This window comes from Lactobacillus sp. WILCCON 0059 (genome assembly GCF_057197985.1).
In genome coordinates this window covers 1019051-1044915 of sequence record NZ_JBUBHN010000001.1, presented here as the reverse complement: position 1 = coordinate 1044915, position 25865 = coordinate 1019051, and the positions used below count along the sequence as shown (strand labels likewise).

General features: G+C 50.6%; 20 protein-coding genes and 1 other RNA gene. 8 read left to right on the top strand and 13 right to left on the bottom strand.

Features of this window, described 5'->3' with window-relative positions:
• Nucleotides 1-136: 136 nt before the first annotated feature.
• Nucleotides 137-1828 (top strand): Rqc2 family fibronectin-binding protein, encoded by a 1692-nt coding sequence (locus ACYVUT_RS05020; protein ID WP_484500129.1) that lies wholly within the window; start codon nt 137-139, stop codon nt 1826-1828.
• Between the two features lie 71 nt (nt 1829-1899).
• Here the strand turns inward: ACYVUT_RS05020 and ACYVUT_RS05015 are convergent, their stop codons facing one another.
• The 13 genes from ACYVUT_RS05015 to ACYVUT_RS04955 all read right to left on the bottom strand — a co-directional run bounded on the left by ACYVUT_RS05015 (nt 1900) and on the right by ACYVUT_RS04955 (nt 15421).
• A complete protein-coding gene (locus ACYVUT_RS05015) occupies nt 1900-3243 on the bottom strand; it encodes a DUF711 family protein (protein WP_484499184.1) in 1344 nt (447 codons plus the stop codon).
• Nucleotides 3243-3524: an ACT domain-containing protein gene (locus ACYVUT_RS05010; RefSeq protein ID WP_439775061.1), complete on the bottom strand. Its 282-nt coding sequence runs from the start codon at nt 3522-3524 to the stop codon at nt 3243-3245. Before ACYVUT_RS05010 ends, ACYVUT_RS05015 begins: the two co-directional genes overlap by 1 nt.
• Nucleotides 3525-3621: 97 nt before the next feature.
• Nucleotides 3622-6813, bottom strand: coding sequence for a carbamoyl-phosphate synthase large subunit (gene carB / locus ACYVUT_RS05005; protein WP_484501567.1), 3192 nt, complete (start codon nt 6811-6813; stop codon nt 3622-3624).
• Nucleotides 6813-7868, bottom strand: a complete 1056-nt coding sequence (locus ACYVUT_RS05000; RefSeq protein WP_484500127.1) for a carbamoyl phosphate synthase small subunit — start codon at nt 7866-7868, stop codon at nt 6813-6815. The genes carB and ACYVUT_RS05000 overlap by 1 nt, the downstream gene beginning before the upstream one ends.
• A 1-nt stretch (nt 7869) precedes the next feature.
• Nucleotides 7870-8784: an RluA family pseudouridine synthase gene (locus tag ACYVUT_RS04995; protein ID WP_439775064.1), complete on the bottom strand. Its 915-nt coding sequence runs from the start codon at nt 8782-8784 to the stop codon at nt 7870-7872.
• A 1-nt stretch (nt 8785) separates the two neighbouring features.
• Nucleotides 8786-9238, bottom strand: a complete 453-nt coding sequence (gene lspA / locus ACYVUT_RS04990) for a signal peptidase II (RefSeq protein WP_484500125.1) — start codon at nt 9236-9238, stop codon at nt 8786-8788.
• 11 nt (nt 9239-9249) lie between these two features.
• Complete coding sequence (locus tag ACYVUT_RS04985) at nt 9250-10929, bottom strand: formate--tetrahydrofolate ligase (RefSeq protein ID WP_484501566.1); 1680 nt, start codon at nt 10927-10929, stop codon at nt 9250-9252.
• Entirely contained in the window at nt 10922-11278 is a 357-nt protein-coding gene (locus ACYVUT_RS04980) for a hypothetical protein (RefSeq protein ID WP_439775066.1), read from the bottom strand. Before ACYVUT_RS04980 ends, ACYVUT_RS04985 begins: the two co-directional genes overlap by 8 nt.
• 154 nt (nt 11279-11432) lie before the next feature.
• The gene (locus ACYVUT_RS04975; protein WP_484501565.1) at nt 11433-12659 is read right to left on the bottom strand and encodes a metallophosphoesterase family protein; all 1227 of its coding nucleotides are present in this window, start codon (nt 12657-12659) and stop codon (nt 11433-11435) included.
• Between the two features lie 18 nt (nt 12660-12677).
• Entirely contained in the window at nt 12678-13802 is a 1125-nt protein-coding gene (locus tag ACYVUT_RS04970) for a THUMP domain-containing class I SAM-dependent RNA methyltransferase (RefSeq protein WP_484501564.1), read from the bottom strand.
• Nucleotides 13803-13931: 129 nt separating this feature from the next.
• An RNA gene (gene rnpB, locus ACYVUT_RS04965) (RNase P RNA component class B) lies at nt 13932-14292 on the bottom strand.
• A 28-nt stretch (nt 14293-14320) separates the two neighbouring features.
• Nucleotides 14321-14785, bottom strand: a complete 465-nt coding sequence (locus tag ACYVUT_RS04960; RefSeq protein WP_439776337.1) for a DivIVA domain-containing protein — start codon at nt 14783-14785, stop codon at nt 14321-14323.
• 75 nt (nt 14786-14860) lie between these two features.
• Nucleotides 14861-15421 (bottom strand): SLOG family protein, encoded by a 561-nt coding sequence (locus tag ACYVUT_RS04955; protein ID WP_484500119.1) that lies wholly within the window; start codon nt 15419-15421, stop codon nt 14861-14863.
• Nucleotides 15422-15582: 161 nt separating this feature from the next.
• Here ACYVUT_RS04955 and recU point away from each other — a divergent pair, with 161 nt between their 5' ends.
• The 7 genes from recU (at nt 15583) to ACYVUT_RS04920 (ending at nt 25822) form a co-directional block, all read left to right on the top strand.
• Nucleotides 15583-16215: a Holliday junction resolvase RecU gene (gene recU, locus ACYVUT_RS04950; protein WP_484501563.1), complete on the top strand. Its 633-nt coding sequence runs from the start codon at nt 15583-15585 to the stop codon at nt 16213-16215.
• A complete protein-coding gene (locus tag ACYVUT_RS04945) occupies nt 16202-18517 on the top strand; it encodes a transglycosylase domain-containing protein (RefSeq protein WP_439776334.1) in 2316 nt (771 codons plus the stop codon). Before recU ends, ACYVUT_RS04945 begins: the two co-directional genes overlap by 14 nt.
• Before the next feature lie 177 nt (nt 18518-18694).
• Nucleotides 18695-19150 (top strand): MarR family winged helix-turn-helix transcriptional regulator, encoded by a 456-nt coding sequence (locus ACYVUT_RS04940; protein WP_439775172.1) that lies wholly within the window; start codon nt 18695-18697, stop codon nt 19148-19150.
• 54 nt (nt 19151-19204) lie between these two features.
• Entirely contained in the window at nt 19205-20962 is a 1758-nt protein-coding gene (locus tag ACYVUT_RS04935) for an ABC transporter ATP-binding protein (RefSeq protein WP_484501562.1), read from the top strand.
• Entirely contained in the window at nt 20955-22718 is a 1764-nt protein-coding gene (locus ACYVUT_RS04930; RefSeq protein ID WP_484501561.1) for an ABC transporter ATP-binding protein, read from the top strand. The genes ACYVUT_RS04935 and ACYVUT_RS04930 overlap by 8 nt, the downstream gene beginning before the upstream one ends.
• Before the next feature lie 126 nt (nt 22719-22844).
• Nucleotides 22845-24773 (top strand): alpha/beta hydrolase family protein, encoded by a 1929-nt coding sequence (locus tag ACYVUT_RS04925; protein ID WP_484501560.1) that lies wholly within the window; start codon nt 22845-22847, stop codon nt 24771-24773.
• A gap of 47 nt (nt 24774-24820) precedes the next feature.
• Complete coding sequence (locus tag ACYVUT_RS04920) at nt 24821-25822, top strand: D-2-hydroxyacid dehydrogenase (protein ID WP_484501559.1); 1002 nt, start codon at nt 24821-24823, stop codon at nt 25820-25822.
• Nucleotides 25823-25865 lie beyond the last annotated feature (43 nt).

Here is a 25865-nt window from a genome sequence, read left to right as displayed (position 1 = left end):
ACTAGAAAAATCTTGATCATGCCTGTTTGCGTATAGAATAACTGTTTAACTAGCAATCATGATATCCGATAACCCCACCACTTTATGTTAAAATAATAAACTGAACAATTTTCAATTTACGAATGAGGTGTGCTCAATGGCTTTTGACGGCTTATTTATTCATAGCCTGCTTAATGAATTACGAGATGAGATTACTGCTGGCCGCTTACACAAGATCTACCAGCCTTTTAACAACGACTTGGTCCTGGTCTTCAGAAAGGACCGCAAGAACAAGCAGCTTTTAATTTCTGCTAATCCTGAATATCCCCGCCTCTACCTGAGCAAGGAGTCCTTCTCCAACCCTAACGTGGCTCCTCTCTTCGTCATGGTCCTGCGTAAATACCTGGAAGGGTCAGTCCTCCAGGAAATCAGCCAGGTTGGCCTCAGCCGGATCGTCAACTTTTCCTTCAGCAACCGCAACGAACTCGGTGATGAAATGCAGCTGGTCCTCTCCGTTGAACTGATGGGCCGGCACAGCAACGTCATCCTCTACGACAAGCAAAGCGGCAAGATCATCGACTTGCTCAAGCGGATTAACCCCGACGAAAACCGGGCCCGCCTGCTCTTGCCTAAGGCCAAGTATGAACTGCCCCCGCTGACTCCCGGCATCAACGGATTTACTTTAACTGAATCTGAATTTTCTTCTTTGAAAAAAGACTACCCAAATCCAGCTGACCTAGCCAAGCAAATGGATGGTTTAGACGGCGATGACCGGCAAGAACTTACCGGCTACCTGGAAGACGACTACACCTTCTCTTCTCTTAAGACCTTCTACAACCAGTTTTCCTCCCCTAAGGCCTACGTCCTCTTGACGCCAAAGCACAAGCGCCGGATCTACCCTTACCTGCCATATCATTTGGATATGACCAAGGAAAGCTCCTCCAGCAACCTTAATGAAGCCTTAGACGAATTTTACGCCTACCAGGCCAACCGGGACTGGGTCAAGCAGCGGTCCCAGCAAGTGACCAAGGTCGTTACTAATGAGACCAAAAAGCTCCAAAAGAAGCTTAAGAAGCTGGAAAAGCAACTGGACAACGCTGAAAACTCCGAAAACCTCAGAGTCTCCGGGGAACTCTTGACGGCCTACTTAAGCCAAGTCAAACCCGGCATGGAAAAAATCGACCTGCCAAACTACTATGAAGGCAACCAGCCCATGACCATCAAGCTTGATCCTGCCCTCTCCCCTCAACGCAATGCCCAGAAGTACTTCAAACGCTACAAGAAGATGCGGGATTCCATCAAGCACGTGACCGAGCAGATCGAGATTACGGAAGAAAACCTCCGCTATCTTGACTCCGTCCAAACGGAAATCGACAACGCTGACCCAGAAGACGTCGAAGCCATCAAGGAAGAGCTGATCAACCAAGGTTATCTTAGAGCTGAACAGAAGAAACGCCGCAAGCCTAAGTTGACTGAAAAGAGCTTGAACAAGTTCAAGCTCAGCTCCGGCAAAACTGTTTTAGTCGGCAAGAATAACCTGCAAAACGACTGGCTGACCTTGAAGAAGGCTGACAAGAACCATTACTGGTTCCACGTTAAGAACATCCCTGGCTCCCACGTCATCTTAACCGACAGCCAGCCAAGTGACAGCGACATCCAGGAAAGCGCCGAGATCGCTGCCTACTTCTCTAAGGCCAAAAATTCCGCCCACGTGCCGGTTGACTATATCCAAGTCAAGCGGATCAAGAAACCTAACGGGGCCAAGCCTGGCTTCGTTATCTACACCGGGCAGAAGTCCATTGAAGTTACCCCGGAAGCTGATGAAATTTTAGCTAAACGGATTGACTAAGATGCAAAAAATAACCGTATTATCAATTTTGGTAGTACGGTTATTTTTTATATTTTTCTGCTAAAAAATGATTAGTTCTTGAAGCTGTGCACTGGGGCTGGAATCCGTCCGCCGCGGTTGATCATCGCCGCGCTGGATTCCTTGTGAACAGGCATAATTGGGGCATAGCCGAAGAGGCCGCCAAATTCAATTGAATCACCGACATCCTTGCCCGGTACTGGAATTACCCGGACAGCCGTGGTCTTGTTGTTGATCATCCCAATGGCTGCTTCGTCAGCAATCATGGCACTGATCGTTTCAGCTGGCGTATCGCCAGGCACGGCAATCATGTCCAGACCGACTGAGCAGACAGCGGTCATGGCTTCCAATTTGTCGACCGTCAAAATCCCCTTTTCAGCCGCCGCGATCATCCCCGCGTCTTCTGATTCCGGAATGAAGGCACCTGACAGACCGCCGACGTGGCTGCAGGCCATGATACCGCCCTTCTTGACGGCGTCGTTCAACATGGCTAAAGCTGCCGTGGTCCCGTGGGTCCCCACGCTTTCCAGACCGATTTCTTCCAAAATGTTGGCTACTGAGTCGCCTTGGGCTGGAGTTGGCGCCAAAGACAGGTCCACGATCCCGAAGTCAACGCCTAAACGCTTGGAAGCTTCCTGGCCGACCAATTGGCCCATTCTGGTAACCTTGAAGGCCGTCTGCTTGATCGTTTCAGCTACCACGTCCATGGATTCGCCCTTGACCTTTTCCAGGGCCGTCTTAACCACGCCAGGGCCAGAAACGCCGACATTCAAAGCCACGTCGCTTTCGCCGACCCCATGGAAGCCCCCGGCCATAAACGGGTTGTCTTCGACCGCGTTGCAGAAGATGACCAGGTTGCCATTGTTCAGCGGGTCGATCTTTTCGTTTTCAATTACGATCTGGCCCATTTCCTTGACGGCATCCATGTTGATCCCGCTTCTGGTTGAGCCGACATTGACACTGGAGCAGACTCTTTCAGTTTCCTTCAAAGCTTGGGGAATTGACTTGATCAAAACCCGGTCGCCATTTTGGTAGCCCTTGTGCACCAAAGCTGAGAAGCCACCGATCAAGTCAACGCCGACTGCCTTAGCTGCCTTGTCCAGAGTAACCGCGTACTTAACGTAGTCGCTGTCACCAGAAGCTGCCGCGATCAAAGAAATTGGCGTAACCGTGATCCGCTTGTTGGCAATCGGAATCCCGTATTCAGTTTCCAGTTCTTTGGCTACCTTGACCAAATTTTCTGCCTTAGTCGTGATCTTGTCGTAGATCTTCTGGCAAGCCCGGTCACTGTCTGAATCAATACAATCCAAAAGCGAGATCCCCATAGTCGTTGTCCGCAGGTCCAGGTTCTCGTTGTCGATCATATTGACCGTTTCCATAATCCGCCGCAAGTCCATTATTCAAGACCTCCGCTCAGTTCGTGCATGGCCGCGTACATCTTTTCGTTCCGGATGTTGATTTCCACGCCCAGTTTCTTGCCCAGTTCCTTGAGTTCCGCGCTCAAGGCGGAGAAGTCAGCCTCATCGCTGACGTCAACGACCATCATCATGGTGAAGTAGCCGTTCATGATCGTCTGGGACAGGTCCAGAATGTTGATGTCTTTTTCTGCCAAAAAGCTGCTTACGCCGGCAATAATCCCGGTCTTGTCCTGGCCGACGGTTGTCAAAATTGCTCTCATCGCTTGCCCTCCTGCTTGCGATTATATCCTCGTTAGGATAAAAATATAAAATAAATTTGATTTAGATTAAAAACTTATGGTTTGAGTATAGCATCTTTTAAATTGGCTGGGTAGTCAAAGCCAGCGATTCCAGCACATCCAGAATCAGCTGGACTGTCTCCAGGCTGGAGAAAACCGGAATATGGGTATTCAGAGCCTGGTCCTTGATCTTGATTGAGTCTTCCACTGCCGAGTCTGACAAATTGACGACATTGACCACCATTACGATCCGGTGGGTCCGGATTCTTTCCAAAAGGTTTCTCGACCCTTCCTGGATCTTGGCGATAACCCCAGTGGTAATCCCCGCTTCAGCCAGAATGTTAGCCGTCCCTTCCGTGGCCGTGATCTTAAAGCCCAGGCGGGCAAAGCGCTTGGCCAGGTTGGCCACTTCCTGCTTTTCTTCATCACTGACTGAGAAGAAGATCGTCCCATAGCTCGGTATATGCAGGTCGCTGGCTTCATAGCCCTTGTAAAGGGCTTTGGACAAAAGGCTGTCTCTGCCCATCACAGCGTCAGAAGACTTCATCCTGGAGTCAAAAGTATTGTCTGAGCTGTAATTTAGGTAGGAGAAGACCGGCATCTTCACGTGGATGAATTCGTCAACTGGCCAGACTTCATTCGGATAGCCTAAATCAGCGATCTTTCTGCCTGCTAAGACCTTGACCGCGTATTCGACCAGGTCCTTGTTCATGGACTTGGACAAAAAGGCCAGGTTGTGACCAGCATAGGTCTTGATCTGGAGCAGGTAGATCTCGCTGCCCTTGATCAAAAAGTGGAGGTTGAAGATCCCCCGGATCTTGAAGCTGCGGATCAGCTTGACCGTTTCCTCTTTCAGCTTTTCGGCATGTTTCTTGCTTAAATACTGGGGGCCAAAAACAGCGATTGAGTCTGAAGCGTGCGACCCCGACTGTTCCAGGTGCTCGACGATTCCTGGAATAGTCACGTCTTCCCCGTCCGTGATGGCTGTAATCTCATACTTCATCCCCGAGATAAACTGGGAAATCGTGTAGTCATCAACCTGGTTTTCCCGGAAGTATTTCTCCAGGGCCGGCTGGTCATAGACTACGGCCGACTTTTGCTTGCTCTTTTGGTGGTAGCCCCCGACCAAAACCGGGTAGCCCACCTGGGCCACAAAGGCCAAAACAGCTTGGTAGTCGCTTGTTGCTAAATAAGGCACCCGTTTGACGTCAGAAATCTTCCCCGTATCTAAATGGCTGATTGGTAAAAGCCGGTCGATATCGTGCTGGCCAAAAATCTTCAGACCATGGCTCATCAATGGCAACCGCAAAGCTGACACCTGCTTGCCGGAGAACTGGGTGACCACGTCAGTGATCCCCTCTTCTTCGCAGATGGTGATAATGCTGTCCAGGTTGATCGGCTCAAAATAGACCCGGTCTGCCAGGTGGTAGTCCATCGAGGCTGATTCAGCGTTGTTGGACAAAAGGACCGTCTCATAGCCCTCTTTTTTCAAGGCCGCCAGGGCATGGTAGAGCATGTAGTCAAACTCACTGGTTACCGAGACCTGGAAAGGCGGCATCCCCAGCAAAAGAACCTTTTTCTTCTCCGGATCCTTGGCAAATTCCAATTCGCTTTCGACCCCGTAACTCTGGTAGTAAACCTTGACTTTTGGCTGGTAAACCCCAGCACTGTCATCGATTGCTGAGAATGACGGCCGGACATCTTTTTCATTGAGCAAAGGGAAAATGTCATGGACGTCCATTTTGGTCAATTTGGCCAAAAGGTCGCTGGAAAAGCCCCGGATCTTGGCCTTTAAAAGGAGGTCATGGTCTAATTCATCCGCGTGGGCGATGTCCCTGCCGATCTTGACCAGGTAGCGCAGCTTCTGGTAGTAGACTGGATGAATGTTGAAGACGCTGCTTATGGCCTGGTAGTCGATCCCCTGGCTAAGGGCAGCCAGCAGCTGGACCAGGTGCATTTCATTGGGGTGGCGGAGGTCATCTAAGATTACCTCGTCGCTCTTCTTCCGTTCGTTGATAAAAGCGGTCCACAAAACTTCCAGGTCATTGCTGGAAATCAAGGCCTTGAAAAAGGCACTTTCAAAATTCCGCCCGATCCCGACCGCTTCCCCAGTTGACTGAGTGTGCTTGCCCAGCTGGTAGTGGTTATAGCCAGTTTTGGCGAAGGACCAGTAAGGAATCTTGATGCTGACCGTGTCAGAGACAGGTTCAATGGCCGCGCACAGGCCGGTCGCCGGGTCAGTGACTTCATTCAGCCGCATCCCGATCGCCAGCTTGGCCAAAACATAACCAATTGAATACAGGCTGGTCTTTTGGTCCAAGACCGCTGTTCTGGTTAAGCGGGGCTTAACAGCCAGGAGCTTGTAAACCATGTCCATATCTCGGTGGCTGATGGCAAAATGGACGCTCAAAAAGCCTTCCAGCTGCAGCTTATCCGCGATTTTGCCAGCTTCCGCCCGCAAGACCTGGATCTGGTCATTGTTCATGGTCAAAAGCGGCTTGATCAAGACCGAGTCGCCTGAGTCGATCCCGACCGGTTCCAAAGACCCAGTTGCCCCGACAAAGCAGAGGTTGCCGTCCTCATCACGGAGCAGGTCCAGGATGACCTCTTCGCAATTAGACAAGTCTTCCGTCATCCGGTAGCTGGCTGGGCGGAAGTCCTTGTCCTGGCTCTCCTGGCGCAGGTACTGGGCTAAATCCCGGCTGCTCTTGAAGGAGATGTGGTCATCGCGCTCAAAGTAGTATTTCTTGGTCAGAAGAATCGGGAAAGAGAGCTTGTTTTCCAGCTGCTCTTGCAGGTGCTCGTCGTATTTTAAGCCCAGGCTGTCTAAAAACCAGGTCTGCCCGACTGGCAAATGATTGGCTTCCAAAAAGCGGGTCCGCTTCTGCGGATTGGCCATGGAGATTGCCTTCTCATTGATCGTCAACAGCCGGATACCCATCTGGTGCAGAATCCCGTCAGCCTGCAGCTTTTTGGTCACGTCCAGGGCCATCAAAGAACCGAAAGCGGTCATGATCGCGTCGGGCTCTTCCATCCGGAGAATCCGCTTCAAGAAGTCCAAAGTCATCGGCTCAAGGTACACGGTCAAGCCCGGCAAGGGGTCCGTCGATACGCTGGCCGGATTGGGGTTGACCAGGACCACCTGGATATTTTCTTCCAAAAGGGCCTCAATGGCGCTCTTAGTCAAAAGGTCCGTGTTGGCCACATTGCCCACCAGGGCTGAGCCGGCACCGATAATCAAGATTTTGTTTAAATCATTTTCGCGTGGCATTATTTCACCAGTTTCAAAAAGTCGTCAAAAATCACCTGGGCATCTTCCGTCCCCGGCGCTCCTTCCGGGTTGAAGGCGACTGCCAAGAGCTGCAGCTTGTCATTGCTGAAGCCGGCCAAAAGCTCATTGTGCAGGTCGAAATACTCTTCATTGAAGGTCATGGCCGTGTCATCAGGCAAAACCAGCTGGCCAATGTTCATGGCCGTCTGCCAGATCTGCCCGCTGCTCTGCCCGATCACCGGGAAATTGGTCCCGTTCTGGTACTGAGGCAGGTCAACCAGGCTGAGGTCCAGGTAAGCCGAAATGGCCAAAAAGCCCAAACCAATCCCCAAGATCGGCAGCTTGCCCAGATATTCATCTAAAATCTGCCGCAAATATGGCAAAACTTCTTTGGCCTGGCTGGGGCCGTTGGAAATGATGATCCCGTCTGGCCGCAGGCTCTTGATGTCGCGGACAGTCGCGTTATATGGCAAGACATTGGCGTTAACCTGTCTTAACGAAAGTTCCCGCAGCATGGAGTGCTTAAGGCCCAGGTCGATAATGGCAATCGTCTTGCCGACGTTTGGCGCGGCATAGGCGTTCTTGGTTGAAACCAAAGAGCTCTTGTTTTTCGGCAACACCAGGGCTCTGATCTGATCAAAGGCATGGGCATCATTTGTATCCATGATTGAGGCTTTTAAAGGACCCAGATTTTGCAATTTTCTGACCAAGGCCCGGGTATCAACGTTAAAAATTGCCGGTACCTTTTTTTCTTTCAAAAAGTCGCCCAAAGACTGGAAGCTGTCATTGTCGGTGATATTCAAGGCAATGTCGTTAGCGATAACGCCGCGGACACTGGGCTGAATGCTTTCATAGTCAACGGCGTTGATCCCGTTGCTGCCGATCATCGGGGTGGTAAAAACGATGATCTTGCCAGCGTTCGACGGGTCGGTCAAAACTTCCTGGTAGCCGTAGTTGCTGGTCTGGATGGCCAGTTCCCCCGTGGCGGTAACCATTGCCCCGATGCCGTCACCGGCATAAGAGCTGCCATCTTCAAGAATAAGGTAGCGTTTCATTTTATTTCACCCGCTTTTGCCGCAATTCTTCAACTGTTTTCTGGAAAATTTCCGGCGGCTGGACAGAAAATTCCAGCCACTCCCCGGTCCTTGGCTGCTCAAAGCCCAGGGTCATGGCATGCAAGAACTGACCCTTGCCAGGCAGAGTCTTTCTTGGCCCATACAAGGGGTCCCCTGCCAACGGGTGGCCGATATAGGCCATATGAACCCGGATCTGGTGGGTCCGGCCGGTTTCCAGCTGGCATTCAACCAGGCTGTAGCCTTGGTATTGTTCTAAGACCTTAAAGTGGGTCACCGCGCTCTTGCCCTTCTCAACGACGGCCATCTGCTTGCGGTCCTTAGGATTGCGGCCGATCGGGGCATCAATTGTCCCCTCTTCTTCAGCAAAATTGCCATGAACGATGGCCAGGTATTGGCGCTTGTTGGACTTGGCCGCCAGCTGCTTTTCAAGAGATTCTCTAGCAGCAGCGTTTTTGGCCACCATCAAGAGGCCTGACGTATCCTTGTCGATCCGGTGAACGATCCCAGGTCTGAAGCCTTCCGGGCTATCTGCCAGGTCCCTGGTGTGGTAAAGCAAGGCGTTGACCAGGGTGTGGCTTGGGTGGCCGGCGGCCGGGTGAACCACCATCCCCTGGGGCTTGTTGACCACGATGACGTCTTCATCTTCATAGACAATGTCCAGGGGGATATTTTCCGCTTCAAGCGCCAAGGGCTCTAACGGCAAAACGGTGACCTGAATCAGGTCACCTTTCTGCACTTTATATGAAACTTTGCTCTTTTTGCCATTGACCAGGACTTCGCCGGCCTGGACCAGCTCCTTGATCCGGCTTCTGGACAAATCAGCCATTTCTTCTGCCAGATACTTGTCCAGCCGCTGGCCGCTTTCTTGCACGGTCAGTTCATACTCACGGTTCATCCTAGTCCTCCCTTTCAATGAATAACAGATAGCTGAAGATTAAAATCACGCCAACGGTAATGGCGGCATCAGCCAGGTTGAAGATATTGAACTGCACAAAGTCCAGCTGAATCATGTCGATGACATACTTCAGATGCAGGCGGTCAATCAAGTTGCCGATGATCCCGCCCAATACCAAAACCAGGCCCGACTTAAACATCCAGTGGCTATACTTCTTGTTGAAGTAGTAATACAGCACTACGGCAATAGCGACAGCGCTGACTACATAGAAGAACCACATCTTCCCGGACAAAATGTTCCAGGCTGCCCCATTATTCTGAATATAGGTAAAGGAGAAAAGGCCCGGCATCACGTCGTGGACTTCACCCAAATGGTAATTTGTGACAATATAATACTTCAAAGCTTGATCAGCTGCCGCGATCAAGGCAGCGATCACTAATCCAACTATCTGCATATTCCTCTTTTCTAGAACAAACCGCTGATCTTGCCGGTTTCGTCCACATCAATATCCAAGGCGGCCGGGTGCTTTGGCAGGCCTGGCATGTCCAGGATGTGGCCAGTTGAAACGACCACGAAGCCGGCCCCGTTGCGGAGGCTCAAGCCCTTGACATGCAAAGTAAAGTCAGTAGGAGCCCCTAATTCCTTGGCATTGTCGGTAAAGCTGTACTGGGTCTTGGCAATGATGACTGGCAGCTTGTCCTTGCCCATCCTCTTCAGCTTGGCCAGCTGTTCTTTGGCCTTGTCGGTGTATTCCACGTCAGCAGCGTGGTAGATCCGCTTGGCTACCTTTTCAATCTTGCTTTCCAGGTCGTCATCCATGTCGTAGCTGCGCTTGATTTCGTAGTCGCTCTTATCTGCCAGTTCAACGATCTTTTCAGCCGCTGCCTTAGCCCCCTTGGAGCCTTCGTCATGGGCAGTCACGATTTCGCATGGGAAGCCTTGTTCTTCAATCAATGACTTGAGCAGGTCAAGTTCTGCTTCAGTATCAGTTGGGAACTTGTTGATGACAACCAAAACCGGGATCTGGTATGAACGGACATTGTTCATGTGCCGGTCCAGGTTAGCGAAGCCTTCCTTCAGTGAGTCCAGGTTTTCTTCCTTTAAGTGGTCGGTTGACTTTTCTGCCTGGTACTTCAAAGCACGGACAGTAGCAACGACAACGGCGGCATCTGGCTTCTTTTCCAGCTTGGTTGAAACGAAGTCCAGGAACTTTTGCCCGCCAAGGTCTGAACCGAAGCCGGCTTCACTTAAAACGTAGTCGCTGAGGTGCAGAGCCAAGTTGGTTGAGAGGATGGAGTTGTTGCCGTGGGCAATGTTGGCGAAAGGCCCGCCGTGCACGAAGGCTGGGGTGTGTTCCAAAGTTTGAACCAGGTTTGGCTTCAGGGCAGTTGACAAAAGGGCGGCGATAGCGCCTTGGAAGCCCAGGTCCTTGACGAAGATTGGCTCATCCTCGTAAGTGTAGCCAACCAGGATCTTGCCGATTCTTTCCTTCAAGTCCGCGATGTTCTTGGACAGGCAGAGAATGGCCATCAGTTCGTGGCCCACAGTCAGCTGGAAGCTGGCCGGACGCTCTACCCCGTTGAACTTGGAACCTTGGCCGATCGTTACCTTTCTCAAGGTCCGGTCGTTAACGTCCAGGCCGCGCTTGATGACGATCTTTTCCGGGTCCAGGCCCAATTCGTTGCCTTGGTAGATGTAGTTGTCAACCAAAGCTGACAGGTTGTCGATGGCTGAAGTCAAGGCATGCATGTCGCCGGTAAAGTGGAGGTTGATGTCTTCCATAGGAATGACTTGCGCGTAGCCGCCGCCGGCAGCCCCGCCCTTCATCCCGAAGACCGGGCCCATGGATGGCTCTCTTAAGGCGATCACCGTCTTCTTGCCCAATTGGTTGTTGATGGCATCCCCGATCCCGATCGTCATCGTGGACTTGCCTTCCCCGGCTGGAGTTGGTGAAATTGAAGTCACCAAGATCAGCTTGCCCAGGTGGCCGTTTTCCTCACTGCGCTTGATTGCCTGCCAGTTGACCTTAGCCTTGTCATAGCCGTATGGTTCAAGGTCTTGGCTGGTCAAGCCCAGCTTGGCCGCAACGTCAGTAATAGGCAATTCTTCTGCTTCTTGCGCAATTTCGATATCTGATTTAACCATTTCTGTCACGCTTTCTCTTAAAAACAAGATAATCAATGCTTTGATGCTTGGAAACCCGCGCCCGATAGACTTCAAAGCCACGCCAACTAGTCACCAATTCTGGTTTTTCCTCCAGGACGAACTCCTTCCGGTATGGCAAGCGCAAGCGCGTCTGGCCGTCAAAAGAAATGTAGGACTTTTTCCATGTAAAAACAAGCAGGAGCAAGAAGATGATGCCGGTTATCACAGTCGGCGGGTTGATGAACTGGCTGCCTTCCAGACAAAAGATCACAGTCAAAAAAAGCACCAGCAAGAGCCAACTGTAATAAATAACGCCAAGGTCTCCTAAAAAGATCAAATGTTTTTTCATGAAAAACTCCTTGTCACTAGATATCTAGATTATAGCAAAAAAGCAGGGAAATACCGAGAAATACGAAAAATATTTTTAACTGTTGTTTTTAATATTCGGTAATCAAGTTATTATTAAGGCTTAAATCGAATTTATCTAAAAAAAGATCGTTTTTTCACCAAGCCAAATCCAACTTTTGGCTTGACTGAGTGCTCTCGTAAAGGGAGCTGATATAACTTTTCATGCTAGGCATGGCCGCCAGCAAAGTTCGGTAAGCGCTTGACCCGTAAATTGCCGCGATTTCTTCTTGGCTCTTATAGCTTTGTCCGGTAAAAAAGTCCCAGTGCATCTTTTTGAGCAGGCTGGCTGCTTCCGGCAGGTCGTCTGCCGCCCCTTTCAGAAAGTGCTGGCGAATGAGCAGGTCATTGCTTTGGTCAAAAACTTCCTTCAGATAAGCGTGAAAATCATTAAAGGGAGCAAAAGCTTTTTCTTCAGCCGTCAAAAAATTGTCAATGTCAAAAGACTGCCGCTGGTAGCTGAGGGAATTATCAGTCAGCTCAACTATCCCATAGCCCTGGTCACTTTCCGCGAAACAGGATGAGACCACCTCGGGAACCGGTACCCAGCCGGACATAATGTGCTGGGCATGAATATGGCCGGAAAAGGCGCAGCGGACCGGATACTGACTGAGCAGCTGGATAATTTCACCGGCATTGTTCAGTTTAAAGCCGTCATGAACCACTGAATTATGACTGTAGAGATTGTGGTGCATGAAAAAAAGGACATCCTGTCCATTACTTTTAGCCTCGTCCAATTCCTGGCCCAGCCAGCGTCTTTCCCCATCATCGATGGTCCCGCTGGTCATTGGATGGGTGTAGGAAAACTGCTGGCTATATAAGTTGGAATCAAGCAGAAGCAGCCGCCAGTGCCGGTTTAAGTTGACTGAATATGATAAAGAGGCCGGGTCCTGGCTTGCGGCTAAGTCATAACTGGCGGAAAAAATTTCCTTCCAGTCTTCTGGTGAAATCTGCTCCACCCGTCTTTCCTCGCTGCCGGCAAAACTCCTGGCCCAGCCGTCATATATGTCATGGTTGCCAGGAATGACCAGCAAAGCAATGCCAGCTTCTTTTAGGGGGGCAAAAATCTCCCTCAGCCTTTCTGCCGACCGCTTGGCCCCGTTAAAGGTCAAGTCCCCGGTAATGATCAAGGCTGCTGGCTTTGCCTGCAGGACTTTTCTGACAAAAGCTCTCAGGGCCAGGTCCTGGTAGGCAATATCCTTGCCGGCACTAGTCCGGCGCATCTCTAGAAACCGGCTGCCAAAATCATGCAGGTCATCCGCAATTAAGTGCGGGTCTGAAATCAGCCAAAAGTCTGGCTGTTCACTATCCGTGATCGTCTTCATCAGCTCATCTCTTTTTCATTACTTGCGCTTAGCCCAGAACTGATAGTAGTCAACCCGGAGGTTACCATTGTAGAGCTTGCGCTTCTTGCTGGCCTTTTGCCCGAAGCACTTTTCAAAATCCGGGTCCGCTGTCAGATAGTACTGGCTGAAAGAAGTAAGTGGCCGCAGGACTTCCCCCATTTGCCGGTATAGTTCTTCCGCTCCCTGTTTGTCTTTCAAACGCTTGCCGTATGGCGGGTTGGAAACGATGACCCCGTTTTCCAGGTCGGTGGTAAAGTCCTTGACCGCGACCTGCTTGAAGCGGATATCCTGCAAAACCCCGGCATTGTGGGCATTCAGCTTGGCCACTTCAAGAATCGACTGGTCAATGTCACTGGCCCAGATCGGCGCCTCAGCTGGTTTAACCTGGCTCTTAGCTTCTTCCAGCAGCTCTTCATGCAGGCTTGGGTCAAACCAGTCAAAGTCGTCAAAAGCAAACTTCCGCCAAGTGCCTGGAGCAATATTGCGGGCGATCAAGGCTGCTTCAATTGGCAGGGTCCCTGACCCGCACATTGGGTCGATAAACGGGTGGGTCCCATCATATGGGGTCAGCTTGATCAAAGACGCCGCGAAGTTTTCCTTTAAAGGCGCGCCCCCGTGTTCAATCCGGTAGCCCCGCTTGAAAAGACTTTCCCCAGTCGTATCCAGTGACAGGCGGACAGTATCCTTGTAGATGTGCACGTCCAGCTGGTATAGACTGCCACTTTCAGGCAGCTTGCCCCGCCGGTGGTACTGGGCTGCCATCTTGTCAACGATCGCTTTTTTCACAATTGACTGCACGTCCGGCTCAGAGTGGAGCTTTGAGCGGACGCTGCGCCCCTTGACCGGGAAAGCCGCGTCGACTGGCAAAAGCATGGCCCAGTCAAAAGCGTAAGTTTCGTCATACAGGGTTGAGAAGTCTCTTGCCGTGAATTCCTTTAACAGGATCTTGACCCGGTCAGCGGTTCTCAGCCACAGGTTGCATCTGACGATGTCTTTCTGGCCCCCTTTAAAAAAGACCCGGCCGTTTTCGGTCGTCGTTTCATAACCCAAGGACTGAAGTTCCTTGGCCACGACGCTTTCAAAACCAGCCCCCATGGTCGCGTATAATTGGTATTCTTCCATCGCTGTCTCCGTTCTTTTACTTCTGAATTTTATTCTGATCTTTATCTTGTTTTTTTATCTTTGCAAGCTTTTTCCTTAAAAAAGAAAAAGTTGGGCTTCAAACGAAGTCCAACTCTCTGCCTTGCAAATTTCTATAAGCCACGTTCTGTTCCACCAACCGCCGGCCGCGGCTGGTTTCAGCAGCCATCTATCTCTACATGATGTAGTCCAACTTTTGGTTCATTTGCCTAAGTTGAGACGCCCCTACCAAATTTTGGGTTACACGCTCGCAGGGTTTACCTCGTTCCACCAAGCCGGTTTCCCGGCTTGCTCCGTCACTGTGGCACTTTCAAGATATTCACGCATGGCCAGGCTTTAGCGCTTTCTCTGCCGTGAGGCTCAAGGCCTCCTCCAGCTTATTGGGCTGAATACGATCACTACGGGCATCGCAGCCCGTGCGTGCGTGGACTTTCCTCAGCCGGCTCAAGGCCGGCCGCGACTGCTCAAAATTTGCAACATTACTATTATAGCAAACTTTCTTACTTTTGTAAGTCCTGAATTCCGTAAACTCTTTGTTCCAGATTGTAGACCTTCCGCTCCAGAGTTGAAAGTCTTTGAATGATTGCCATGTTAGTTGAAATTTCGCCGCTAGTACTGCTGCTATCCAAGGCGAAGTCGGTCCGCTGCCTTTGTGAGCTCGGCACGTAGGTCTTGACGTCTTCTTCCTTGCTTTCAGTAGTCGCTGATGCCGGTACGGCTGCCGGGATTTCCTTGACGGCCTTTTCTTCCTGCTTGACCTGCTTCTCAGCGTCGATCACTTGCCCCTGCAGTTCACCAATCCGCCCGTATAGGTCTTCAATGATGTCCTGGAAGGTCTCATAGTCGGAAATGATTTGGTCCAGGTAAGAATCAACCTCATCCGGATCATAGCCCTTGACCTTGCTTCTGAACTGCTTCTTTAAAATGTCCTGCGCGGACAGCTTAATATCGTTTAAATCTGCCATTAACTCTTGACTCCTTTATACTAAAGTCATTTTATCAAAAAGCGACTCCATAAAAAAGAAAGAAAGAGTTAAAATTTACCATTCTCTTTGATTTTCTTCATATTCCCGGGCGGCCTGCTCCAAGTCATAATAATCGAGCAGGTCCAGCTGGTAGTCATCGCGCTTTTGCAGGTATTTTTCAATCATCTCGTAGTCATATTTGCTCTTGCCTGGGTATTCCGGGTCATAGACCAAAAGGGCCCGGTCGGTATGCTGAAACATGAACTGCTGGTAGTCCCTAAGCTGGCGGGCACCCTGGTAAGATCCTTTTGAAGTCGCGGACCAGAAGTCAGCTTGATTTTTTAAATTCTGCAGCTTCAGCTGGTTGTTTTCGCTCCAGCGACTGCCAAAGTCCAAGTAAGGCAGCATCACCGCAACCCGCAAGTTGTATTCCTGCCGCAAATCCAGCGCCACTTCCGCGCTCCACTGCTCAACGCCCAGGTTAGCGCCGGTGATGACCCAGTCCAGCTGTCCTTCTTCCAGCAGATTAGTCAGGTACTGCTTAATGGCGTATTTGATCACCGTGATTTTTGGATCCTTGTCGCCAAAAGTTCCCAGTTCATAGCTGCGATAGCCGCTGATCCAAATTCGCTGCATGCAAAATTTCCTCCTTAATTCTTTTGCTTTGCCAGGTCTTTAAAAACATTGTAACATTAACCGAAAAAGCAAGGATGATCGAGCTTTAGCGCTAGCGCAAAAATAATCTGATTAGGTTTCTCAAGTTTTTATTGTTATAATGACTTCCAGGAGTGAACTTTATGGTTAAATACCCAACTGGATCTGTCATCCCCTTAAAGGCAGCCCAGCGGCAAGGAGAAAAGGCCCTGCTTAAGAAGGCCAGCTTTTCCGACCGCGGGATGACCCTGGAGCAGCAGATCAACGAATCAAACCAGTACTACCTCGACGCGGGCATCGCGGTCGTCCACAAGAAACCGACCCCGATCCAGATCGTCAAGGTCGACTACCCGAAAAGATCGCGGGCCGTCATCCGCGAGGCCTACTTCCGACAGGCCTCAACGACTGACTACAATGGCGTTTATCAGGGCTACTACCTTGATTTTGAAGCCAAGGAGACGCGCAACAAAACTTCTTTTCCTTTAAAGAACTTTCATGACCACCAAATCCTGCACCTGCAGCAGTGCCTGGACCAAGAGGGCATCTGTTTTGCCCTTATCGGTTTCATGAGTTTGGAGCGCTACTTCGTTACCCCGGCATCTTTTTTGATTCAAGCTTGGCAAAACTGGAAGGCTGCCGGCAAGAGTTCTATGACTCTTGCTGAAATCGAAGCTAACTCCTTTGAAATTAAAAGCGGATTCCGGCCTGCCCTGCCTTATTTAGAGGCGGTCGACCGGATCATTGCGGATAGGAAACAAGAACATGGCAACAAATAGTCCAGAGCAAAAGAACACGCGGATGGCCCGCCTGCATGCCAATGACGGCGCCAAGAAGGCCCGGCCCGTTCTGCGGGTAATCAAATGGCTTTTTCTGCTCTTTTTCTTGCTGATCATCTCCGGCGTCGGCGTCTTCGCTTATTATGCCAAAGACGCGCCGAGCATCAGCACCGCCAAGCTGCAAAGCGGCGGCACATCAAGTTTTTACACCACTGATGGCAAATTTTTAATGTCACTGGGTTCACAAACCCGGGTTTATGCTAAAGACTCGGATATCCCCCAGACCTTGAAAGACGCGGTCGTCTCCATTGAAGACAAGCGCTTCTATTCTGAAAGCTTGGGGATCGACCCCTTCCGGATTGTGTCTTCCTTCTTGACTAACGTCAAGAGCTCCAGCACCGTGGCCGGCGGGTCAACCATCACCCAGCAGCTGGTCAAATTGACCTGCTTCTCAACCGCCAGCTCCCAGCGGACCCTGTCCAGAAAGGCCCAGGAAGCCTGGCTGGCCATGAAGGTTGAAAGAGAATACAGCAAGGACCAGATCCTTGAATTCTACATCAACAAGGTCTACATGAACTACGGGACCTATGGGATGGGGACGGCAGCCAACTACTACTATGGCAAGTCTCTCAAGCAGCTGGACCTGGCCCAGCTGGCCCTTTTGGCCGGGATGCCTAACGCCCCGGTGGCCTACAACCCTTACCTTTACCCAAAGAAGGCTAAGTACCGGCGGGACCTGGTCTTAAAGGCTATGTACGACAATAAGAAAATCACCAAAAAGCAGTACCTGGCTGCCAAGGCTGAAGACGTGCAGAAGGGGCTTAAGAAGCACACGACCAGCACTGAATCCAAGCTGCGCAAGGTCGACGACGCCTACATCAAGGAAGCAATTGCTGAAGTGCAGGCTGACGGCTATGACCCATATAACGACAACCTGAAGATTACCATCAACATCAACCAGGCTGCCCAAAACAAGCTCTACTCCCTGGCCAACAGCGGCAGCGTTGCTTTCACCAGCAAGAAGATGCAGATCGGGGCCACGGTCGTCAACCCGAAGAACGGCCACGTCATCGCCATCCTTGGGGGCCGGAAATTGCCATCAGTCCAGCTGGGACTTGACCGGGCAGTCCAAACCGGCCGGTCGACCGGGTCAACGATCAAGCCAGTCTTAGACTACGGCCCGGCAATTGAATATCTCAACTGGGGAACCAGCCATATCCTGCAGGATACCAAATACACCTACCCTGGCACCAACATCCAGCTTTATGACTGGGACAACACTTACCAAGGGTCAATGAGCATGCGCTACGCCCTGGTTCAGTCCAGAAACGTGCCGGCCGTCAGAGCCTTGAATGAAGTCGGGATTTCCCGGGCATCACTTTTTGCCAGAAAACTGGGCGTCAACGTCTCTGCTAATGCTGGTTTGTCAACAGCGATCGGGGCTGACGCCTCCAGCTTGCAGATGGCGGCTGCTTATGGGGCCTTCGCGACAATGGGCGTCTACCGCAAGCCGCAGTTCGTCTCCAAGATCGAAACGGCTGACGGGCAAGTGCGCAAGTACAACTCTACTGGCAAGCGGGTCATGAAGAAGTCAACCGCCTACATGATCACTGACATGCTCAAGGGCGTCTTCACCAGCGGGACCGGGACCACGGCCAAGGTCAGCGGGATTTACGAAGCCGGCAAGACTGGTACGGTTAAGTACTCCGACTCAGAGCTAGTTAAGTACCCAAGCTACAGCTCAACGCCAAAAGACTCCTGGTTTGTTGGCTATACCAAACAGTACTCGATTGGGATCTGGACAGGCTATGACAATTTGAAGGACGGGACGATTTCCGGAGTCGGCCAGTATTCGGCCCAGCTGATTTACAAGTATATGATGTCTTACTTGATGGCTGACGAAGACAGCACCGACTGGGAAATGCCATCAACGGTCGTTAAGAAGCGGATCGTCAAGAATACTGAAGACGAAGTGGCCTCCCCTGGCCAGTCATATACTTGGGAACTCTTCGTTAAGGGGCATTCACCGACTGACGCTGACTATGTCAGCTCAAGCACGAGTTCTACTACAAGTTCCAGCTCAACTGTAACTTCCAGCGTCAAGTCCAGCTCCAGTTCCAGCTCTTCTAAGTCCAGTTCAAGTTCTTCAGTAAGTTCAAAATCCTCATCTTCATCCAGCTCAGCAAGTTCAAGCTCGGTTTCCTCCAGCTCTGCTGTTTCGTCCAGCCAGAGCAGCGAAGCCCCGAAGGCTGAAGAAAACAAGCAGGACAACAATAATACTGACAATAAACAAGGCAATTAAGCCTCAGGTCTGCCAGACAGAGTCTGGCAGGCCTTTTTCTTTGCTCTTGTCTTCTTAAGTTTATGGTTTTTGACCATACTTTATTTTTTCTCTTTCAAAAATCGATACCTCGCTATTGATTTTTAGAAGTGAAACAAATAGAATAGACAGTGAATCATTGAAAAGGAGGTTTTTATTTTGAAAGAATTTGGCCAACCAAAAATTGAAGACGCGGACATCCCCTTCCAAATCAAGATGATCCACGATGAAATCAGCCGGCAGATGACCCAGCACATGAAAAAGCTGGACGTCACCCCATCTCAAGCAGCAATCTTGCGGCAATTTTCACTGGCTGGCAAGCGGCAGCTGCCTCTTAAACTGCTTGAAAAGCAGCTCCACATCGCCCAGTCAACGGTAGCCGGCTTGGTCAAGCGCCTGGAAGAAAAAGGGATGATCCAGCTGGTTGAGGATCCCCAGGACCGCAGAAGCAAGCAGGCCCGGATCACTGACAAAGGCCTGGAAGTCGAAGGCAAAGCCAAACAGAACATGATTGAAACCAGAGACCGCCTTTTAAGCGGAATGACTGAGACAGAGCAAGGAATTCTCCACTCTCTTTTGGTCCAGGCTTACAAGTCGATTTATCAAGCCAAATAATGCCTAAATTAATAGCTAGGTATCGTTATTTCGATTTTTGTTAAGGAGGAAAAGATGAAGAAAGCACTGCATTATCTGACTCCGCGGGAAGCTGCCCAAACCGCAGTCTGCTTTTTAGCCATCATTATGACCGTCTGGCTCAGCCTAAAGATGCCGGACTATATGTCAGCCATTACCAAGCTGGTTGAAACGCCCAAGGCCCAAATGGGCGATATTTTGGTCCAGGGGGCCTGGATGTTGGCCTGCGCTGTTGGGGCTGGGATCGGCATGATTCTGGCCAACTACCTGGCCGCCCTTGTCTCGGCTGGCCTGGCTAAAAGCTTGCGCCATGAAATGTACCAAAAGACTATCCACATGGCCATGCAGGATGTCGACCGCTTCTCAAGTGACTCCCTTATCAACCGCACAACCAACGATATCACGCAGATTCAGAACTTTATTGGCATGGGGATGTCATTTATGTTCATGTCACCGATCATGGCCACTTGGGCGATCGTTAAAATCTTGAACAAGGCCTGGCAATGGACCGCGGCAACGGCACTGGCCCTCTTGCTGATCACGGTTGTACTTGCCATCGGCTTGACAGTTGCCATGCCCCGCTTTAAAAAAATCCAGTCCTTAAACGACAACCTGAACCGGGTCACCAGAGAACAACTGACCGGGATCAGAGTCGTCCGGGCCTACAACGCGGAAGAATACCAGCAAGACAAGTTTGCCCGGGCTAACAACGAACTGACCGACAACAACATGACCGCCTTCCACGTCATGAGCATCTTCAACCCCTCCGTTCAGTTCATCAATTCATTTTTGCCCCTGGTTATCTATCTTTTAGGTGCATCCTTGATCACCAGCGCTTCTAGCGGGCAAAAGCTGGGGATTTTTTCCAACATGGTCGTCTTCTCCAGTTATGCCATGCAGATTGTCATGAGTTTTATGATGCTGTCCATGATCGTCTTTCTCTGGCCCCGGGCATCCGTTTCCGCCCAAAGAGTCAGCGAGGTTCTGGATACTCCTGATTCAATGGCTGACGGGACGGAAACTGCCAGTCAAGGTCCGGCAGGCTCTATCGAATTCAAAAATGTTTCCTTCAAGTATCCTGGCACTAGCGGTGAAGTGCTGAAGAATCTCTCTTTTAAGGTCGAGCCTGGTTCAACTTTTGCCATTATCGGCAGCACCGGGTCGGGCAAGACTACCCTGCTGAACTTGATCGTCCGCTTTTATGACCCAACTAAAGGACAGATTTTGGTCGATGGCCAGGACATCAAGTCCTACAAGCGGACCAGCCTCCGGGACCGGATCGGTTACGCGACCCAGAAGGCCATTTTGTTTAAAGGAACAGTCAAGTCCAATATCAGCTTTGGCCAGGCCGACCGGGTCAAAAGCGCGGAAGAGCTTGACCAGGCGATTGAAACCGCCCAGGCCAGTGAATTCGTTGACCAGATGCCTGGAAAAACTGACGCCCCGATCGCCCAAGGCGGCAGCAATGTGTCTGGTGGGCAAAAGCAGCGGCTTTCTATTGCCAGAGCTGTTGCCCGCAAGCCAGAAATCATGCTTTTTGACGACAGTTTTTCCGCTCTTGACTTCCAAACCGACCGGCTTTTGCGGGAAGCTTTAGGCAAAAAGCTAAAAAACACTACTAAAGTTATCGTTGCTCAAAGAGTCAGCACTATCAGAGACGCTGATCAGATTTTGGTCCTGGAACACGGCAAGGCCGTTGGCTTGGGCAAGCACGACGACCTGCTCAAGAATTGTCCAAGCTACCAGGAAATCGTCTCTTCACAATTGTCAAAGGAGGAAATGAGCCATGAGTAAGAAAAATACAGGTTTTGCCTCCAACCTGAAGACCGCTAAAGAGTTTATCGCCTACCTGGGCCGCTACCGGCTCGGCTTGATTCTTTCCATCATCGTCGCGGTTATTGGTGCCCTTTTGAACGTCTGGGGACCAAGCAAGCTGTCAGAAGTCACCAACTTGATCTCCGCAGGCTTGACCGGCCCGATGAACATGAAGAAAATTGGCTCAATTGGTACTTTATTGATAATAATCTATTTCATTGCCGGCCTCTGCAACCTTTATCAAGCCTGGACCATGTCCACGATTACGCAGACTATGACCAAGCAGATGCGGCAGGATATTTCCGCAAAAATCAACCGCATCCCCCTAAAATATTTTGACGGCCACACAACCGGCGACACCTTGAGCCGGGTAACCAACGACGTTGACACCATTGGGCAAATGATGAACCAGAGTATTTCCAACCTGGTCTCCTCTTTGGCCATGCTGGTCGGTTCCATCGTCATGATGCTCATGACCAACTGGATCATGGCCCTGGCCGGGATGATTACCGCCCTCCTAGGCTTCATCTTCTCCACCGGCCTCATTTCCTCATCACAGCGCTACTACAACAGCCAGCAGCAAACGCTGGGCACTTTGAACGGGAAAGTTGAAGAAAGCTACACTGGCTTGGCAATTGTCAAGGCCTACAATGGAGAAAAGCAACTTGGCCAGGAATTTGACCAGGTCAATGACCAGCTTTATGAATATGCTTGGAAATCCAATGCTCTTTCCGGCTCCATGAATCCAATCATGCAGTTTGCCGGCAACGCTGCTTACGTGGTTGTCTGCATCGTCGGCGCCATCGCTGCCCACCAAGGGCAGATCGGCTTCGGGACCATCGTGGCCTTCATGATCTACATCCGCCTTTTCTCAGAGCCCTTGCAAAACCTGGGGCAAATGGCTTCGAGTTTAGAAATGCTGCTGGCCGCTTCCCGCCGGGTCTTCGACTTTTTGGACGAAGAAGAAATGCCAAAAGAAGAAGGCAAAAAGCAGCTGAACCAGGTCAAGGGCCAGGTCAGCTTCCAGCACGTGGTCTTTGGCTACAACTACCCAGAGCAGGTCATCGTCCACGACTTCACCGCTGAAGTTGCTCCTGGTGAAAAAGTTGCCCTGGTTGGGCCAACCGGCGCCGGCAAGACCACTATCGTCAACTTGCTGATGCGCTTTTATGAGATCAATTCCGGCTCAATCAAGATCGACGGCGTCTCTACCAAAGATATTACCAGAGAAAACGTCCACCAGCTCTTTGGCATGGTCTTGCAAGACACCTGGCTTTTTAACGGGACTCTGAGAGAAAATTTGGTCTATAACCAGACTGGAGTAAGTGATGAACGCTTGGATGAAGTCTGCCAGGCAACTGGCCTCAGCGACCTGGTTGACCAGATTGGCTATGATACCCCGATCAAGGCCGACGACCTGTCAGCCGGGCAAAAGCAACTGATTACCATTGCCCGGGCCATGATCAAAGATGCCCCGCTTTTGATTCTGGACGAAGCAACGTCCAGTGTTGACACCAGAACTGAACTCAAGGTCCAGGCTGCCATGGACAAGCTGATGGAAGGCCGGACCAGCTTCGTTATTGCCCACCGCCTGTCTACCATCCGAGATGCTGATCTGATCCTGGTTATCAACCACGGTGACATTATGGAGACTGGTAACCACGAGGAGCTCCTGGCCAAGGGCGGCTTCTATGCTAGCCTTTATAACTCGCAATTTGAAAACGCTAATGACTGAAAAAGCTGGAATACTTGCTGTAAAAAAGCAGGTATTCCAGCTTTTTTATCTGCTAAAATATATGACAACAGGATAAAAACAAGAATAACTGTCAACAAGACTTACAAAAATAGAAAAGAGGAAATTATGGAAGCAATTCAAATTGAAGACATCTTGCACTATGCCAACCTGGGCAAGCTTAAGGCCAAGGGGCAGAACCTGGTCTGGGTCAAGGGCCTGCCAGACGCCGGCAAAAAGGACAAGTACCTCTATACCTTAGAGACACTAAAAAACGGGCAAGTCACCCCGCTTAGCTCCTTTGGCCAGGAAAAGGACTTCGTCTTTCTTGATGAAAACACGGTCTGCTTTGCCGGTAACCGAAGAAAGGAAAAAGGCAAGACTTTTATCTACCAGCTCTCTTTAACTGGCGGTGAAGCAAGGGAAATTGCGGCTTTAGAGGGAGAAGATTTCGCGGTCGAAAAGGTCCTAGAAGACGGCCGCCTGCTTTTAGGCCGGCGGGTTGACCTGCGCGAAGCGGAAAAGAAGCAGGATCCGGATGAAAAAGATTATGTGGTCTTAGACGAATTCCCTGCCTACTTCAACGGCGATGGCATTATTTCCAAGTTCCGCGACCGCCTCTTCATTTTTGACCCGGCCAAAAATGAACTGACCGAACTCTTAAAAGATGACCCATACTTCAACTTTGACCTCCACTATGTGAGCGGCTCTGTCCTCTACTTCACCGGGGACTCTTACACCAAGTCCAAGGCCCGCAAGTCCGCTCTCTACCAGCTGGACTTAAAGAGCTTGGAGTACCGTCAGCTTTTGCCAAAAGAAGAATGGTCAATTTTTGCCATTTGCATTTTAAAGGGCCAGCTCTACCTGGTGGCCACTGATGAAAAGCGCTACGGGTCAGAAGAAAATCCGCAGTTTTACAAGTATGACTCAGAAAAGCAAGAATTATCCTTAGCCGCGGCTTGGGAAGACTGCTGGGGCGACTGCGTTGACACCGACCTCTGCCTGTTAGACGTGCGAACCAGTCAAGTCTTTGACGACTGCCTTTACTTCACTACTACCAAGGTCGACCACACGGTCTTGGAGTGCTTTGACGGTGAAAAAATTACCCCAGTCTTTGAATTCCCCTCAATCGAATTCTTTGACTTTACGGAAGATGGCACTTGCTGGTTCACCGGTCCAAATGCCAACGAGACCCAGCAGCTTTACAGCTTTAAAGACGGACAGCTGACCAAGCACTCCAGCTATAACGAAGCTGCCTTAAAGGACCGCTATGTCGCTTCCGCTTTTCAAGTTGACTACCAGAATTATGCTGGCAATACTCAGCACGGCTGGGTTCTTTACCCGAAAGACTTTGATGAAAAGCAAAAATATCCGGCTATTCTCGACATTCACGGCGGGCCAAAGACCGTCTACGGGACGCCATTTTTCCATGAAATGCAGGTCTGGGCAGGCAAGGGCTACTTTGTCTTCTTTGCCAACATCTACGGTTCTGACGGCCAGGGCAACGACTACGCCAACATGCGGGGACACTGGGGCCGGGAAGACTACAATGATTTGATGAAATTCACCGATGCAGTTTTAGCTCAAATCCCGCAAATTGATGAAAGACGCCTGGGTATTACCGGCGGCTCTTACGGGGGCTACATGACCAACTGGGTAATCGGCCACACTAACCGCTTCAAGGCTGCCGCCAGCCAGCGATCCATGTCCAATTGGTTGAGCGATGCCTTTATGTCTGACGTGGGTCCTTGGGATGACCTTTACTCCATTGATGCTAAGGATCTAGATGAAAAGCTGGACTACGCCTGGCAGCAGTCTCCTTTGAAATACGCTAAAAAGGTTACCACGCCGACCTTGTTCATTCACTCATTGGAAGACTACAGATGTCCTTTGCCGGAAGGGATGCAAATGTTTCGGGCCCTGCTCTACTACGGGGTAGAAAGCAGAATGTGCCTCTTTAAAGGCGAAAACCACGAGCTTTCCAGAAGCGGGCAGCCAAAACACCGGATCCGCCGCTTGCAGGAAATTACTGCCTGGTTTGACCAGCATTTGCGGTAGAATATAAGTAGTAAAAAGCAAAAGCTGAAGTAACAAAGGAGTTTTTTATGACTAAAATTGCCATGTATAACGTCAGCCCGATCGAAGTGCCTTACATTGAAGACTGGGCTAAGAAGAACGATGTTGAAGTCAAGACGACTGACCAGGCCTTGACCAGCGCGACTGTTGATTTAGCTGAAGGCTGCAGCAGCGTTTCCATCAAGCCCCTGGGCCCGGTTGACGAAGAAGTTGTTTACCAAAAATTGAGCGAATACGGGGTCAAGTGCATCGGCCTCAGAATCGTCGGCTTCAACACCATCAACTTTGACTGGACCAAGAAGTACAACTTACTGGTGACTAACGTCCCAGTCTACTCCCCGCGGGCCATCGCTGAAATGACGGTTACCCAGGCCATGTACCTCTTGCGCAAAATCGGGATCTTCCGCTATCAAATGGACCATGACCATGACTTCACCTGGCCAAGCAACTTGATCAGCAATGAAATCTACAACTTGACTGTCGGCTTGATCGGGGTCGGCCACATCGGCAGCGCTGTAGCGGAAATTTTCTCAGCCATGGGGGCCAAGGTCATTGCCTATGACGTGGCTTATAACCCGGAATTTGAACCATTTTTGACCTACACCGACTTTGACACGGTTTTAAAGGAAGCTGACATTGTCTCCCTTCACACCCCACTCTTCCCATCAACTGAAAACATGATCGGCGAAAAGCAACTGAAGGAAATGAAGAAGTCTGCCTACTTGATCAACTGTGCCCGGGGTGAATTAGTCGACACTGAAGCCTTGATCAATGCTTTGCAAGATGGTGAAATCGCCGGTGCCGGCCTGGACACCTTGGCTGGGGAATCCAGCTACTTCGGCCACAAGGACCTTAAGGACAGCGAAATTCCAGAAGACTACAAGACCCTGGCCAAAATGCCAAACGTCGTCATCACTCCTCACTCAGCCTTCTACACGGAAACTTCCATCCGCAACATGGTGCAGATCTGCCTCAGCGACCAATTGACCATCGCCAAGGGCGGTCGGCCAAGAAGCATCGTCAACCAGTAATTTTTACTGAATCTATAAACGCGAAAACACCGTCAGTTTAATC

What these genes read in the sequence shown, in the direction of transcription:
- ACYVUT_RS05020 (WP_484500129.1), top strand. Translation starts at nt 137, where the DNA reads ATGGCTTTTGACGGCTTATTTATTCATAGCCTGCTTAATGAATTACGA.
- ACYVUT_RS05015 (WP_484499184.1), bottom strand. Translation starts at nt 3,243, where the DNA reads ATGGACTTGCGGCGGATTATGGAAACGGTCAATATGATCGACAACGAG.
- ACYVUT_RS05010 (WP_439775061.1), bottom strand. Translation starts at nt 3,524, where the DNA reads ATGAGAGCAATTTTGACAACCGTCGGCCAGGACAAGACCGGGATTATT.
- carB (WP_484501567.1), bottom strand. Translation starts at nt 6,813, where the DNA reads ATGCCACGCGAAAATGATTTAAACAAAATCTTGATTATCGGTGCCGGC.
- ACYVUT_RS05000 (WP_484500127.1), bottom strand. Translation starts at nt 7,868, where the DNA reads ATGAAACGCTACCTTATTCTTGAAGATGGCAGCTCTTATGCCGGTGAC.
- ACYVUT_RS04995 (WP_439775064.1), bottom strand. Translation starts at nt 8,784, where the DNA reads ATGAACCGTGAGTATGAACTGACCGTGCAAGAAAGCGGCCAGCGGCTG.
- lspA (WP_484500125.1), bottom strand. Translation starts at nt 9,238, where the DNA reads ATGCAGATAGTTGGATTAGTGATCGCTGCCTTGATCGCGGCAGCTGAT.
- ACYVUT_RS04985 (WP_484501566.1), bottom strand. Translation starts at nt 10,929, where the DNA reads ATGGTTAAATCAGATATCGAAATTGCGCAAGAAGCAGAAGAATTGCCT.
- ACYVUT_RS04980 (WP_439775066.1), bottom strand. Translation starts at nt 11,278, where the DNA reads ATGAAAAAACATTTGATCTTTTTAGGAGACCTTGGCGTTATTTATTAC.
- ACYVUT_RS04975 (WP_484501565.1), bottom strand. Translation starts at nt 12,659, where the DNA reads ATGAAGACGATCACGGATAGTGAACAGCCAGACTTTTGGCTGATTTCA.
- ACYVUT_RS04970 (WP_484501564.1), bottom strand. Translation starts at nt 13,802, where the DNA reads ATGGAAGAATACCAATTATACGCGACCATGGGGGCTGGTTTTGAAAGC.
- ACYVUT_RS04960 (WP_439776337.1), bottom strand. Translation starts at nt 14,785, where the DNA reads ATGGCAGATTTAAACGATATTAAGCTGTCCGCGCAGGACATTTTAAAG.
- ACYVUT_RS04955 (WP_484500119.1), bottom strand. Translation starts at nt 15,421, where the DNA reads ATGCAGCGAATTTGGATCAGCGGCTATCGCAGCTATGAACTGGGAACT.
- recU (WP_484501563.1), top strand. Translation starts at nt 15,583, where the DNA reads ATGGTTAAATACCCAACTGGATCTGTCATCCCCTTAAAGGCAGCCCAG.
- ACYVUT_RS04945 (WP_439776334.1), top strand. Translation starts at nt 16,202, where the DNA reads ATGGCAACAAATAGTCCAGAGCAAAAGAACACGCGGATGGCCCGCCTG.
- ACYVUT_RS04935 (WP_484501562.1), top strand. Translation starts at nt 19,205, where the DNA reads ATGAAGAAAGCACTGCATTATCTGACTCCGCGGGAAGCTGCCCAAACC.
- ACYVUT_RS04930 (WP_484501561.1), top strand. Translation starts at nt 20,955, where the DNA reads ATGAGTAAGAAAAATACAGGTTTTGCCTCCAACCTGAAGACCGCTAAA.
- ACYVUT_RS04925 (WP_484501560.1), top strand. Translation starts at nt 22,845, where the DNA reads ATGGAAGCAATTCAAATTGAAGACATCTTGCACTATGCCAACCTGGGC.
- ACYVUT_RS04920 (WP_484501559.1), top strand. Translation starts at nt 24,821, where the DNA reads ATGACTAAAATTGCCATGTATAACGTCAGCCCGATCGAAGTGCCTTAC.